Origin of the sequence: Streptomyces corallincola, assembly GCF_019104725.1 — a bacterium.
Lineage (GTDB): Bacteria > Actinomycetota > Actinomycetes > Streptomycetales > Streptomycetaceae > Streptomyces > Streptomyces corallincola.
This window is the reverse complement of the sequence record NZ_JAHRXF010000046.1, coordinates 13,414-26,469: the sequence shown is the minus strand read 5'-3', so window position 1 is coordinate 26,469 and position 13,056 is coordinate 13,414. Positions and strand designations below refer to the sequence as shown.

The 13,056-nt window shown below is 73.3% G+C and carries 11 protein-coding genes and 1 pseudogene; 4 read left to right on the top strand and 8 right to left on the bottom strand.

Features of this window, described 5'->3' with window-relative positions; translation table 11 throughout:
• Positions 1-121: 121 nt before the first annotated feature.
• Complete coding sequence (locus KUM39_RS23350; RefSeq protein ID WP_217787727.1) at positions 122-616, bottom strand: FBP domain-containing protein; 495 nt, start codon at positions 614-616, stop codon at positions 122-124.
• 100 nt (positions 617-716) lie between these two features.
• On the opposite strand from KUM39_RS23350, the gene KUM39_RS23345 reads away from it, so the two are divergent.
• Positions 717-1,598, top strand: coding sequence for a DUF3626 domain-containing protein (locus KUM39_RS23345; protein ID WP_217787726.1), 882 nt, complete (start codon positions 717-719; stop codon positions 1,596-1,598).
• A 7-nt stretch (positions 1,599-1,605) separates the two neighbouring features.
• Here KUM39_RS23345 and KUM39_RS23340 read toward each other — a convergent pair whose 3' ends face one another.
• The gene (locus KUM39_RS23340; RefSeq protein ID WP_217787725.1) at positions 1,606-2,244 is read right to left on the bottom strand and encodes a PAS domain S-box protein; all 639 of its coding nucleotides are present in this window, start codon (positions 2,242-2,244) and stop codon (positions 1,606-1,608) included.
• 237 nt (positions 2,245-2,481) lie between these two features.
• On the opposite strand from KUM39_RS23340, the gene KUM39_RS23335 reads away from it, so the two are divergent.
• The gene (locus tag KUM39_RS23335) at positions 2,482-5,703 is read left to right on the top strand and encodes a bifunctional cytochrome P450/NADPH--P450 reductase (RefSeq protein ID WP_217787724.1); all 3,222 of its coding nucleotides are present in this window, start codon (positions 2,482-2,484) and stop codon (positions 5,701-5,703) included.
• A gap of 258 nt (positions 5,704-5,961) precedes the next feature.
• Positions 5,962-7,251 (top strand): ROK family protein, encoded by a 1,290-nt coding sequence (locus tag KUM39_RS23330; RefSeq protein WP_217787723.1) that lies wholly within the window; start codon positions 5,962-5,964, stop codon positions 7,249-7,251.
• 46 nt (positions 7,252-7,297) lie between these two features.
• Here KUM39_RS23330 and KUM39_RS23325 read toward each other — a convergent pair whose 3' ends face one another.
• The 3 genes from KUM39_RS23325 to KUM39_RS23315 form a co-directional block, all read right to left on the bottom strand.
• A complete protein-coding gene (locus KUM39_RS23325; RefSeq protein WP_217787722.1) occupies positions 7,298-7,567 on the bottom strand; it encodes a hypothetical protein in 270 nt (89 codons plus the stop codon).
• Between the two features lie 60 nt (positions 7,568-7,627).
• On the bottom strand, positions 7,628-8,659 hold the full coding sequence (locus KUM39_RS23320; protein ID WP_217787721.1) for an NAD-dependent epimerase/dehydratase family protein: 1,032 nt from the start codon (positions 8,657-8,659) through the stop codon (positions 7,628-7,630).
• A 368-nt stretch (positions 8,660-9,027) separates the two neighbouring features.
• Positions 9,028-10,068 (bottom strand): PHP domain-containing protein, encoded by a 1,041-nt coding sequence (locus KUM39_RS23315; RefSeq protein ID WP_217787720.1) that lies wholly within the window; start codon positions 10,066-10,068, stop codon positions 9,028-9,030.
• A gap of 172 nt (positions 10,069-10,240) precedes the next feature.
• On the opposite strand from KUM39_RS23315, the gene KUM39_RS23310 reads away from it, so the two are divergent.
• The gene (locus KUM39_RS23310; protein ID WP_217787719.1) at positions 10,241-10,486 is read left to right on the top strand and encodes a hypothetical protein; all 246 of its coding nucleotides are present in this window, start codon (positions 10,241-10,243) and stop codon (positions 10,484-10,486) included.
• A 58-nt stretch (positions 10,487-10,544) separates the two neighbouring features.
• On the opposite strand, the pseudogene KUM39_RS23305 reads toward KUM39_RS23310, so the two are convergent.
• The 3 genes and pseudogenes from KUM39_RS23305 to KUM39_RS23295 form a co-directional block, all read right to left on the bottom strand.
• Positions 10,545-11,408: pseudogene (locus KUM39_RS23305) on the bottom strand (glycoside hydrolase family 16 protein); the annotation flags it as partial.
• Positions 11,409-11,533: 125 nt separating this feature from the next.
• On the bottom strand, positions 11,534-12,253 hold the full coding sequence (locus tag KUM39_RS23300) for a VanZ family protein (protein WP_217787717.1): 720 nt from the start codon (positions 12,251-12,253) through the stop codon (positions 11,534-11,536).
• Between the two features lie 74 nt (positions 12,254-12,327).
• Complete coding sequence (locus KUM39_RS23295; RefSeq protein ID WP_217787716.1) at positions 12,328-12,990, bottom strand: DUF4230 domain-containing protein; 663 nt, start codon at positions 12,988-12,990, stop codon at positions 12,328-12,330.
• Positions 12,991-13,056: the final 66 nt, after the last annotated feature.

Below are 13,056 nucleotides of genomic sequence, written 5' to 3'. Positions count from 1 at the left end.
GTGAACGTCCTTGATCGCGGACAGTTCCGGTCCGCGACCGGGGTCCGGCGGACGTGCCTCGGGCGCACCGGAGGGGCGGGAGCGGCCGGGGGAGGGGCGGCCGGACGTACGGGCGGTCCCCTCAGACGTACAGGCGGTCCACGAAGGCGGCCAGGTTTCCCCTGGTCCGCTCGATCTGCTGGGCCACCGTGAGGCTCTCCTCGAAGCGGCTGCCGGACGGGAGGGGCTTCTTGCCGCGCACATAGAGGGAACAAGCCAGATCCGCGCACATGTAGACGCCGACCGAGTTGCCCTCGCGCCCGGCCGGGCCCGCCTTGCGTGCCGTCATCAGGGACACCCCGCCGCCGGGGTGCGTGGTCAGGCAGACCGAGCACATGCTGCGGTGCAGGAAGCCGCGCCGCGCGGTCGGGAAGCGCAGGCAGACGCCCGCCGGGGCGCCGTCCCGCTCCAGGACCACATAGCTGCGGTCCGGGGCGCCCGGATCGGTCCAGCCGAGGAAGTCCAGGTCGTCCCAGGGGCGTTCGTCCAGGTCGCGCGGGACCGCGAGACGCTTCGCCTCGCCTCGGGAGCAGTTCACAAAGGAGTTGCGGATCTCCTGCTCGGTGAGCGATTTCATGGAACGCGGCCTTTCGGGACGGACACATGAGCCCCCAAGGGCTGTGCCTAAAGCTGTTAGGTTTCCGGCTAGCGTAACTACGAAAGGGGGAGCCGGTCGAATGGATATCCGTACGACGGTCCCGCCGCGCGTCCTGAAGGCGATCGACCATGTGGCGGCGCGCTCCACCGGGCAGCCGTTCGACCCCGCGCTGCGCGTGACGCTCAACTTCCACCCCGACCGGCTCGCCGCCGGCACTCCCTTGCTGGAGGCCCTGGCGCGGGACGGCGCCTACGTCTCCCAGTTCGTCACCGGCACCAGCAACGGCGGCCTCACCGCCCACCCCGGCGGCGACCGCTGGAACTGGGAGAGCCGCATCTTCGGCACCGCCTACGACGACGCCGCCCCAGCCGAGCGCCCCGTGTACGGCGGCCTGAACTTCCGCCACCAATCCGTCGGCGCTGCCCCCCGCTTCGGCTCCTCCCACTTCCGGCTGACCGGGGCCGTCCTCGGCCGGGCCACCCACTGCTACCCCGACAGCGCCGCCGAGCCGGACCACTTCGGCGTCAGCGCCGCCATGTCCCTGACCGCGCTCGCGGCCGCCGACGACCGTGACGCCCTCGACGACTACATCGAGAGCCATGTGCACGGCGGTGTGGTCCTGGCCCGCGACGTGGAGGCGCTGGTGCTCGACGCGAGCTACCGGGGCACCCCCGTCGAAGCGGCGGCCCGCCGCCTCCCCGTCCCCCTGGCCTGGCACCCCGGATACCGGATCACCGTCGCGGAACTCCGCCGCCGCTCCGACTTCCGCGGCCCCCGGTACGCCGAACTCGGCGCCCGTATCGCCGACCGCGGCCTCGTCACCCCCCGCGTCATCGGCGACGCGGCCCGCACCGGCCGCTACGGGCTCCAGGACCTGAAGATGGTCTGGCACACCCTGGCCCGCTTCGGGGCGCCGGAGGGCGCGGGAACGGCCCTTGAGGCGGTGCGCGGGACGCCGTGAGAACGGCTCACCCCGGTTCCGTCGCCTCCGGTGGCCACACCCCCGGGCGGAGGATGCCTTCCGCGTAGGCGCGGGCGACGAGTTCGGTGCGGTTGGCGGCGTTCCAGCGGGTGGAGAGGCGGCGGAGGTGGTAGGTGACGCCGTCGCGGGTGAGGGCGAGTTCGCGGGCGGCGCGGTCGGTGGTCGCGCCGCCCGCGAGCAGGGCAAGGACTCGTGCCTCCACCTTCGTGACCTGCGGGGTCTCATGCTCCGGCGGGGGAGTGCGGGTGCCGTCCACGCGGAGCATGACCAACAGGGCCGGGGTGTCGTGGACGCCGTCGCTCACCGGGTCGGCCGTCAGCTCGCCGTGGCGTTCGGTGCCGTCGGGGGCGGACCAGCGCACCGAGATCTGGTAGCGGGAGCGGTGCCGCAGGCGCAGTGCCTGGGCGATCCGGTCCACCTGGGTGCTCTCCTCGGGCCGGAACAGCTCCAGTACGTCCCGGCCGCGCAGCCGCCCCGGTGTCGTACCGCACTCGGCGGACATCGCTGGATTGGCCAGCACCACCCTGCCGTACACGTCGCACACCGCGACCGGCACCGTGACCCGGTCGAACAGGTTAAGGGCGCGGTTGCGCCACACCACGGCGTCGGCCTGCCCCGCGTCCACCCCGTCACCTCCCGGCGCCCTCTTCGGGCGCGTCCTCCCGACATCCCGTCCATCCAAGACGGACCGGCAGGTCAGCGGCAACTTCGGGCGGCGCGGAGGGGGCGGGACGGGCGCCGCGCAAGGCCCCTTGCCGAGTTTTGACTGCACGATCGTGTAGTGCGACGGCGCCGGGCGTACCCCCGGTTCGACCACCCTGGAAGGGAGCACTCCCGTACCGCGAAAGGCGGTTGCCGCGCCATGCCCCCCACCGCACCGCACCCCGCTCCCACCGACGCCGTACCCGGCGCCCCCGCGCCCGCGCCCGTGTTCGCCGTGCCGCCCGGTGTCCCCGTCGTGGACATCACCGCCACCGGTCCCGGCCGCACCCCCATCCAGCAGGTCATGGAGCTGATGCGGACGCACGGACCGGTGCTGGTGCGTCGGCTGCACGGCCGGGACACGCTGTTCGTGTCGGACGCCGACCTCGTCGCGGACCTCGCGGACGAGGAGCGGTTCGCCAAGCACATCGGACCCGCGCTGGAGAACGTGCGCGCCTTCGCCGCCGACGGACTGTTCACCGCGTACAACGACGAGCCCAACTGGGCCAAGGCGCACGACATCCTGATGCCCGCCTTCGCGCTCGGCTCGATGCGCACCTACCACCCCGTCATGCTGAAGGTCACCCGCCGCCTGGTCGCCGCCTGGGACGGTGCCGTCCGCGCGGGACGGCCGGTGGACGTGCCGGGCGACATGACCCGGATGACGCTCGACACCATCGGACTCGCCGGGTTCGACTACGACTTCGGGTCCTTCGAGCGGTCCGACCCGCACCCCTTCGTCGAGGCGATGGTCCGCTGCCTGGAATGGAGCATGACCCGTCTGTCCCGCACCCCCGGCGGCGACTACTCGGCCGCCGACACCGCGTTCCGTGCCGACGCCGATCACCTTGCCTCGGTCGTGGACGAGGTCATCGCCGCCCGCACCGGCACCGACCAGAGCGGCGCGGACGACCTGCTCGGACTGATGCTCTCCGCCGCGCACCCGGCGGACGGCACCACCCTGGACACCGCCAACATCCGCAACCAGGTCATCACCTTCCTGATCGCCGGGCACGAGACCACCTCCGGCGCGATGTCCTTCGCCCTGTACTACCTGGCGAAGAACCCCGGCGCGCTGCGGCTCGTCCAGCGGGAGGTCGATGCGCTGTGGGGCGACACCGCCGACCCCGAGCCGTCGTACGACGACGTCGGCCGCCTCACCTACACCCGCCAGGTGCTCAACGAGGCGCTCCGGCTCTGGCCGACCGCCGCCGCGTTCCAGCGGCAGGCCCGCGAGGACACCCTGCTCGGCGGGCGGCTGCCGCTCGCCGCCGGACAGTCCGTCACCGTACTCGCGCCGATGCTGCACCGGCAGCCCGTCTGGGGCGACAACCCCGAGCGGTTCGACCCCGAGCGGTTCACCGCCGAGGCCGAGGCGGCCCGCCCGGTGCACGCCTTCAAGCCGTTCGGCACCGGTGAACGCGCCTGCATCGGGCGGCAGTTCGCGCTGCACGAGGCGACCATGCTGCTCGCCGTGCTGGTCCACCGCTACCGCCTCCAGGACCACGCCGACTACACGCTGGAGGTCAAGGAGACCCTCACCCTCAAGCCCGAGGGCTTCACCCTCACCCTCGCCCCGCGCACCCCCGCCGACCGCGCGCACGCCCCGCTGCCCGGCGCCGCGCCGGTCCGCGCCGCCGCCGACCTCACCCCCGAGACGCTGCCCGCCCGCGTCCGCCCCGGCACCGGCGCGCTGTTCCTGCACGGCAGCAACTACGGCACCTGCCGCGAGTTCGCCGCCCAACTGGCCGATGAGGCAGCCGGGTTGGGCTGTGCCACCGAGGTCGCCGCGCTGAACGACCGTGCCGGGGGGCTGCCCACCGACCGGCCCGTCGTCATCGCCGCCGCCTCCTACAACGGCCGCCCCACCGACGACGCCACCGCCTTCACCGCCTGGCTCGACACCGACCCCGACCTCACCGGCGTCACCTACGCCGTACTGGGCGTCGGCGACCGCAACTGGGCCGCCACCTACCAGCAGGTCCCCACCCGCATCGACGCCCGCCTCGCCGCACTCGGCGCCACCCGCCTCACCGACCGCGCCGCCGCCGACGCCTCCGGCGATCTCACCGGCGCCGTACGGGAGTTCACCACCCGGCTGCGCACCGCACTGCTCACCGCGTACGGCGACCCGGACGCCGCTCCCGCCGGAGCGGCGGACGAACCCGGCACCGGCTACGCGGTCCGCACTCTCACCGGCGGCCCGCTGCACGCCCTCGCGGAGCGGTACGACCTCGCCCCGATGACCGTCACCGAGGCCCGCGACCTCACCGCGCCCGGCCACCCCCGCGTCAAGCGGTTCCTGCGGCTCGCCCTGCCCGACGGCGTCACCTACCGCACCGCCGACCACCTCACCGTGCTCCCCGCCAACGCCCCCGGGACCGTGGACCGGGCCGTCGCCGCCCTCGGGGTCGATCCGCACGACGTGCTCGACATCCGGCCGAACCGCCCCCGCCGCGACGGCCTCGCCGTGGACCGGCCGCTCAGCGTGCGCCAACTCCTCACCCAGCACGTTGAGTTGCAGGAAAGCCCGACCGCGCGGCAGCGCGAACTGCTCGCCGCCGCCAACCCCTGCCCGCCCGAACGCGCCGCCCTGGAACGCCTCGACGCCGACGACCCGCGCTCCCTGCTGGAACTCATCGAGGACCACCCGGCTCTGCGCGGCGCCCTGGACTGGTCCACCCTGCTCGACGTGCTGACACCGCTGCGCACCCGGCACTACTCCATCTCCTCGTCCCCGGCGGCCGATCCGCGCCACGCCGACCTGATGGTCTCCGTGCTGGACGCCCCCGCCCGCTCCGGCCGTGACCGGTACCGGGGCACCGGATCGGGGTATCTGGCCTCCCTCAAGCCGGGTGACACCGTGTACGCCCGCGTCCAGCCCTGCCGGGACGCCTTCCGTACCGACCCCGGCGCACCCGTCGTGCTGATCGGCGCCGGAACCGGCCTCGCCCCCTTCCGCGGTGCCGTCGCCGACCGGACGGCCGCACTCGCCTCGGGGGCCGAACTCGCCCCGGCGCTGCTGTACTTCGGCTGTGACGCGCCCGGTGCCGACTTCCTGCACGCGGACGAACTCCGGGCCGCCGAGCGGGCCGGGGCCGTGCGGCTGCGCCCGGCCTTCAGCGCCGAGCCCGAGGACGGCGCTCGCTACGTCCAGCACCGGATCGCCGCCGAGGGCGCCGAGGTGTGGGACCTGCTGGAGCGCGGGGCCCGCGTCCATGTCTGCGGCGACGGCTCCCGCATGGCGCCCGGTGTCCGCGCCGCGTTCCGTGCCCTGTACCGCGACCGCACTCCGGGCGCCGACGGGACGGCGGCCGAACGGTGGCTCGACTCCCTTGTGGCGGACGGCCGTTACGTCGAGGACGTGTACACGGGCGGGTGAACCCGCGCCCCCGTCCCGCTCCCGCTCCGCCCGCGTCCCGCCCCCGTCCCGCTCCCGCTCCGCCCGCGTCCCGCCCCCGTTCCGCGCCCGCCCGCCCGGCCCGCTGTCCGGGCGGGCGGTGGCGTGAACCGGACCCGACCTGGGAGCCTGCTGTGAACGCGCTTTACTCATCACATGAAATAAGGGTTGTGAGAAAGTCGCGTCCGGCCCGTCACCCGGAGTATGTTGCAGGTCGGGACACGGTTCGGGAGGAGCCACATGGCGGCGCGGAACGGGCGCACGGTACGCGACCTACGGAGGGGCAACCGGACGGCCGTGCTCCAGCGGCTCTACTTCGACGGCCCGCTCAGCCGCTTCGAACTCGGCCCCGCCACCGGGCTCAGCTCCGGTTCGGTGAGCAACGTGGTCGCGGACCTCGTCGCGGACCGGCTGGTCGAGGAGGCCGGGAGCGTGGACTCCGACGGCGGCCGTCCCCGCACCCTGCTCCGGGTCTCCCCGGACTGCGGACAGATGATCGGCGTGGATGTGGGCGAGACCCGCGTCCGCGTCGAGCTGTTCGACCTGGGCCTGACCGAACTCGCCCGCACCGAGCACCCGTTGGCCCGGCAGGGCTACGACGTCGATGTGATCGTCGGTCACATCCGGGACGGCATCGCAGAGGTGCTCCAGGCCCCGCAGGCGGCGCCCGACCGGCTGCTCGGCGTGGGCGTCGGCGTCCCCGGCATAGTGGAGCACACCCCGGACCGGGGAGCCGTCGTACACGGTCAGACCATCGGCTGGAACGCGGTCCCGCTGGAGCAGTTGCTCCGCTCCACCTCTCAACTCCCGCACGATGTGCCGTACTTCATCGACAACGGCGCCAAGACGCTCGGCCAGGCCGAGATGTGGTTCGGTGCCGGGCGCGGTGCGCGCAACGCCGTCGTCGTCCTGTTCGGCTCCGGTGTCGGCGCCTGCCTGGTCACCCCCGAGGTGGAGCACGGGCGCGCGGTGGAGTGGGGGCATCTGACGGTGCGGGTGCGCGGGCGGCGGTGCCGTTGCGGGGCGCCGGGCTGCCTGGAGGCGTACGCGGGCGCCGAGTCGCTGTTGGCCCGCTGGCGCGAGGAGGGCGGACGCCCGCCCGAGGACGCCGACGAGGAGACGGCGCTCACCGCGATGCTCGCCGCCGCCTTCCCGGCCGACGACCGCGCGCCCGATCCCGTGGCGCTCTCCGTGCTGGAGGAGACCGCCGAGTATCTGGGCGCCGGGCTGTCCGACCTGATCAACCTCTTCCAGCCCGAGCGCATCCTCATCGGCGGCTGGGCCGGACTCCAGCTCGGCACCCGCTTCTTGCCCGCCGTACGACGGCACGCGGCGACGTACGCCCTGCACCACCCGGCGGACAAGGTGATCATCGACCTCGGACGGCTCGGTCCCGACGCGGTGACCGTCGGCGCGGCGATCCTGCCGCTCGCGGACTTCTTCAACCGGGGCGGCCGACGTGCCGAACCCACCACCGAGGACCGGCTGCCCGCGTGGCGGACTGCGCTGGAGGAGCGGGCGCCGCGCTGAGCCCCGTAGCGGCGCCGCGCCTCTCGTGATCCGCTCGGGCGGTCGCTCAGCCGGTCGGTTCCTGCGGGGCGGGGGACTCGGGCGTGGTGTCCGCGGCCCGGCCGGTGCCCGCCTCGTCGGTGTCCGGGACGTCCTGCGCGCCGGAGACCGTGTCGGCCCGGGCGTCTTCGTCCCGCCGGTCCTCGGCGTGTTCCGGCGGGGGCGCCTCGGCGGCCGGGCGGCCCGGCAGGACGTCCCAGGGGTCGTCCGTGCGGCGGGCCTGCTGGTCGGGCATGTCGCGGGGGACGGGGGCGGGGCGGCGGGAGTCGCTGCTCATGGGGGGCCTTCCTGGTGGTGGGTGTGCGGGTGCGGGGTGCCGGGGCGCGCGTCCGCCGGTTCATCCGACCTTCCGGCCGCGCAGGGGGACGGTGTCCATGCCGTCGCCCTCCCGCATTCCCTCCAGGAACTCGCGCAGCACCTCGTCCGCCGAGCGCCGGGGGTGCCAGCCCAGTTCGCGGTGGGCACGGGCGCAGTCCATCAGTGGCAGCCGCAGCACCGCGTCGAACAGGTGCGGGGAGGCGGGCAGCAGACGCAGTCCCCAGGCCGCCGCGATGGCGGACCGGGCGGCGGCGGGCGGCATCCGCACCGCGCGCAGCCCCAGCAGCTCACCGAGGAATCCGGCGTCCACCGGGGGATCGGCGGCGAGGTTGTAGGCGCCCCGCGCGGCCGGGGCGTGCAGGGCGAGCCGGTACGCCTCCGCCGCGTCGTCGGTGTGCAGTACCTGCGCGCGCAGACCGGGCACGTCCGGGAGGAAGCGCAGCAGTTCGGGCCGGGCCAGCGGGCCGGGCAGGAACCGCCCGCCGAAGATCCGGCGCTGCTCGCTCGCGGACTCCCGTTTGAAGAGGAAACCGGGGCGCATCCGCACCACCCGCACCTCGGGGTGGTCCCGTTCGAACACGTCCAGGGCGCGTTCCAGATACGCCTTCTCCCGGCAGTAGGCCGCGTCCGGCCAGCCGTGCGTGGGCCAGGACTCGTCCACCGTGCGGTCCTTCGGGCCCGGTGAGTACGCGCCCACGGAGGAGGCGTGCAGCAGGACGGGCACACGGGCGGCGGCGACCGCCTCGAAGACCTTCAGGCTGCCCAGCACGTTGGTCCGCCAGGTGGCGACCGGGTCGTGCGTGGGCCGGAACGCCCAGGCCAGATGGATCACCGCGTCGGCGCCCTCGAACTTCTCCGCCGGGTTCGCGTCGTCCGACGCGAGATCCAGCCCGGCCCACTCGGTCTTCGGTGGCGCCCAGGCGGGCGTGCGGCGCGCGAGTCCGCGTACGGACTTGATCCCGGGGTCGTGCGCGAGCAGGCGGACCACGCTGGTCCCGACGTTGCCGGTGGCGCCCGTGACCACGACCCTGCTGCCGACTGCGCTGCTCACCTTCGGCTCCTCACGGTCGGATGCGTTCCGGTGGAGCGGCCGAGTACCCGGCACCCGCGCGGACGACACCGGCCGGGCACGGGAAAGCCCCGGCCGTGACGGGGGAATCACGACCGGGGCGGTCTGAGGGCGGGCGCGGACGGCGGTCGCCTCTCGGCGAGGGGCTCCACAGGGCTTCAGCCGAACGATCGTCCCTGTGGGCTGGATATGAGGCCCGGGGGATCTGTCCCGTCCGCACCCACGGCTGGTACAACGGGCACCCGGGCCCCGGTGTTCCGACGCCACCGGGTGACCTGCGTCACGATGCGTGACGCTCGGGCCAAGAGGCGGACCGTGGCCCCACTGCTCCGGCACTCCGAGCCGTCCCGCTACGGTCCCGGCACTCCGGCCGGGACCCGTCCCTCGCGGGTCCAGCTCAGCAGTTCGTCCGCCGACCAGGTCGTCACCACCCGTCCGGCGGGCACACCGCACTCCTCGGCGCGGGCGCAGCCGAGGAGCTGCCAGTCGAGCTGGCCGGGGGCGTGGGCGTCGGTGTCGAGGGCGAAGAGGGTTCCGGCGGACACCGCCCGGCGCAGGAGGCGGAGGGGCGGGTCCAGGCGTTCCGGGCGGCTGTTGATCTCCACCGCCGTGCCCGCCTCCGCGCAGGCCGCGAACACCGCGTCCGCGTCGAACGCCGACTCCGGGCGGGTACGGCCGGTCAGCAGGCGGCCGGTGCAGTGGCCGAGGACGTTCGCGTGCGGGTCGCGGACCGCCCGTACCATCCGGCGGGTCATCGCCGCCGCGTCCATCCGCAGCTTGGAGTGGACGGAGACCACGACGACGTCCAGCCGGGCCAGCAGCTCCGGGTCCTGGTCCAGCGAGCCGTCGTCGAGGATGTCGCACTCGATCCCGGTGAGCAGCCGGAACGGCGCCCAGCGGGCGTTCAGCTCCGCGACCCTGTCGAGCTGGTCCCGCAGGCGTTCCGCCGACAGGCCGCGTGCCACGGTCAGGCGGGGGGAGTGGTCGGTCAGCGCGGTCCAGGCGTGCCCGAGGGCCGCCGCCGCGCGGCCCATCTCCTCGATCGTGCTGCCGCCGTCCGACCAGTCCGAGTGGGTGTGGCAGTCGCCCCGGATCAGCGCCCGCAGCTCCGTGCCGCCGGTCACCTCGGGGCGGGCCGCCGCCTCGTCCTCCAGGTTCCGGAGATAGCCGGGTGTGTCACCGGCCAGCGCCTCCCGCACGACCTGGGCCGTCTTCGGGCCCACGCCCTTCAGCCGCTCCAGCGTTCCGGCCGCCGTCCGCCCGGCCACCTCGTCGGCGGGCAGCGCGGACAGCACCCGTGCGGCGGTACGGAACGCCTTCACCCGGTAGGCCGGCGCGAGCGAGCGTTCCAGCAGGAAGGCGATGCGCTCCAGAGCCGCGACGGGGTCCATGCGTCACCTCCCGAGTGACCGGGCTTCGGAACATCCGGGGTTCCCCGAAGGCCGAGGGGCGAACCGGACGAGTGCGACGGGAACGGGAGATCCGGGACTTCGTACGCACGCCCGCCGCGCGGTCCGCCCGCTGGCAGGCAGGACTTCGGGGGTGCGATCTAGGCTCTATGGCATGACCGAGCAGACAGTTCCGCACATGCCACAGCCTCGCATCCTGGTGCTCGGTGTGTGTCCCGGGAGGCCGGGGCAGACGCCGTTCCGGATCATGGAGATCGACGGTGAGGTCATCGGGGAGGCGCGCACACTGACGGATGTCCTTCAGGCCGCCGCCGCTCACGGCATCGTCGTCCACGATCTGGACGACCCGGACGTGGTCCGATGGGTCGGCGGCGACAAGTACACGTGGAAACCGCGCTGAGGCAGGACGGTGGGCCGTCCTCCCCCAGCGCGGGTGACCGTGTCTAGCGGGTCACCGGGGCCACGTTGTTCGTGGTCACCGAGACGGAGTCCACGACCAGTTGGGCCGGGAACGTCGTGTTGCCGTCCGGGTCGCCCGGCCAGTAGCCGCCGACCGCGAGGTTGAGGATCAGGAAGAACGGCTTGTTGTTGAACACCCAGTTGTTGCCGTTCAGGTCGGCCGGGGTGCGCCGCTCGTAGACGTTGCCGTCCACGGTCCAGGTGATCGAGTCCGGCGCCCAGTCCACGGCGAACGTGTGGAAGTCGTCGGCGAACGCCTGCCCGCCCGGCAGCGAGTAGCCCGCGCCGATGCCGCCCGCGCCGGAGTAGCCGGGGCCGTGGATGGTGCCGTGCACGGTGGACGGCTCGAAACCGACGTTCTCCATCACGTCGATCTCGCCCGAGTCCGGCCAGTTGACCGGCGCGCCCAGCATCCAGAACGCCGGCCACATGCCCTGGCCGCGCGGGATCTTCATGCGGGCCTCGACATGGCCGTACGTCGCCTCGAACTTGCCCGAGGTGTTCAGCCGCGCCGAGGTGTACTCACAACTCCCGTACCAGCACTGGTAACCGGCCGGGTTCTCCTTGCGGGCCGTGATGACGAGGTGGCCCTGGCCGTCCAGCGCCGCGTTGTTCGTGCCGGACGTGTAGTACTGGCGCTCGTGGTTGTTGACGTTGTCGCCGGTCTCCAGATTCCACTTGGAGCCGTCCACACCGGCACCGGCCGGACCGTCGAAGGTGTCGGAGAAGGCGGTGGCCTGCGCGGCGGCCGGGGCGTCGGACGCGAGGGGGCGCGCCTGGGCCGGGACCACGGCGGCCGAGCCGACCAGGGCGGCCGACACGGCCGTGAGCAGACATCTGCGGAGCGTGCGGGGGGATGCCATGACTCTCCGTTCGGGAAGGGGAGATCCAGTGGGGGAATCTCCTGTGGGGGGAAACGGATTCCTCACGATTCAAGAAGCGCGCCGCGCAGGCCGTCAACCCCTTGGTACAGACCTTCACCGCACGATCACTCGGTTACGGGACGCGGCTTGCGCGCATGCACCGCCCGCCCGAGCCGACGGCCCAGAATCAGCCAACCGATCAGCGCCCCGGTCGTGTTGAGGATGACGTCGTCCACGTCGAAGGCCCGCCCGGTCACCAGCGCGCCCTGCACCAGTTCCACCATCAGCATCACCAACGCGGTCAGCGCGACCACCCGCACCATCCCGCGCGCACGTGGCGCCAGCACCGGCACCAGGATGCCGAACGGCACCCCGAGCAGCACGTTCCCGCCGATCTGCTTGATCGTGTCCATCGGCTGCCCGTACGCCAGATAGGCCTGCACGGAGGAGCCTGGACGCAGATTGCTGTGCGTGAGCGGCACGGAGGCGGGGGAGGGCACGAGGGTCACCTTCGCCAGCGCGACGGCGAACACCACCATGCCCACGAACGCCAGCAGCATCACCGGCACCCGGATCACGAGCGGCAGCGGACGCGGCTCGGCGGCCCGCTTGCGCTCGGCGGCCAGCGCCCGCCGCTCAGCGCGCCGTTCGGCCCACCCGCCGCCGAGAACACCACGCCTCGGTGCGGCGGACTCCCTCTTCGGGACGGTGGACTCATCGGCGCCCCTCGCGGCCCTGGAACCCCGCCACCCGAACCGCGCGCGCTCGGGCACCGCGTCCTCCCGCTTCGTCCGCGCCCACGGCGCTCGCAGGATTCCCGGCAACTGCGGGGCGGTTCTGGCCATCGAGTCCTCCAGTCGTCAACGTCCGCCGTACGCAACGCTGTTACCCTCTGCGCGGTCCCCGATGCCGGGCCGTTTCAGGCCGCGTAGGAGACGTGGACCTCCGTGAAGCCCAGGGAGCGGAGCAGCCCCTGGAGCATCGACGTGGTGTTGGTCTCGGCGCGCTTCGTCAGCTCGCTCCGCTTCGCCGCGTCCCCGATGTGCTTCACGGCGAGTTTCTGCACCGCCTGCTCGCCGTTGGGGTTGTCGGAGAACAGGTCCCCGAGCCGGTCCAGCAGCCCGCGCTGCTTGGACACCGCGTAGGAATGGTCGGGGTCCAGCGCGGGCCTGCCCAGCTGGGCGTGCGGCAGCTTGAGCGTGGCGGAGGTGCGGTCGGCGTTCACGGCCACGTCCTTCTCGCCGAGGCGCCCGAGGTCCACGTACGCGTCCACGGTGCCCGCGCCGACGTACAGCGTGCGGGTGCCCCGGATCGCGTCGGGCAGGAACTTCGCGTCCTTCTCCAGGTCCACGACCACCTGGAAGTTGCCGGACGCGGCGTCGTAACGGCTCATGTCCTGAATGGACTTGAGCAGCGTGGGCCCGGAACGGTCGTGCGACTCGGTGCCGAACAGGTCCTTGATGCCGGGCAGTACGGCCAGCCTGATCCCCGCGAACAGCACCACGAGCACCAGGACCAGCGCGGCCAGTGCCTTCGCCCATCCGGGCATGCGTCTCACCTGCCGGGTGACGGGGGTCGTCATGGCGGTGGTCCTCCCTCCTGCCGATTCCTGCTCCCCTCATTCCCTTCAATTCCCGTGCCAGACAGG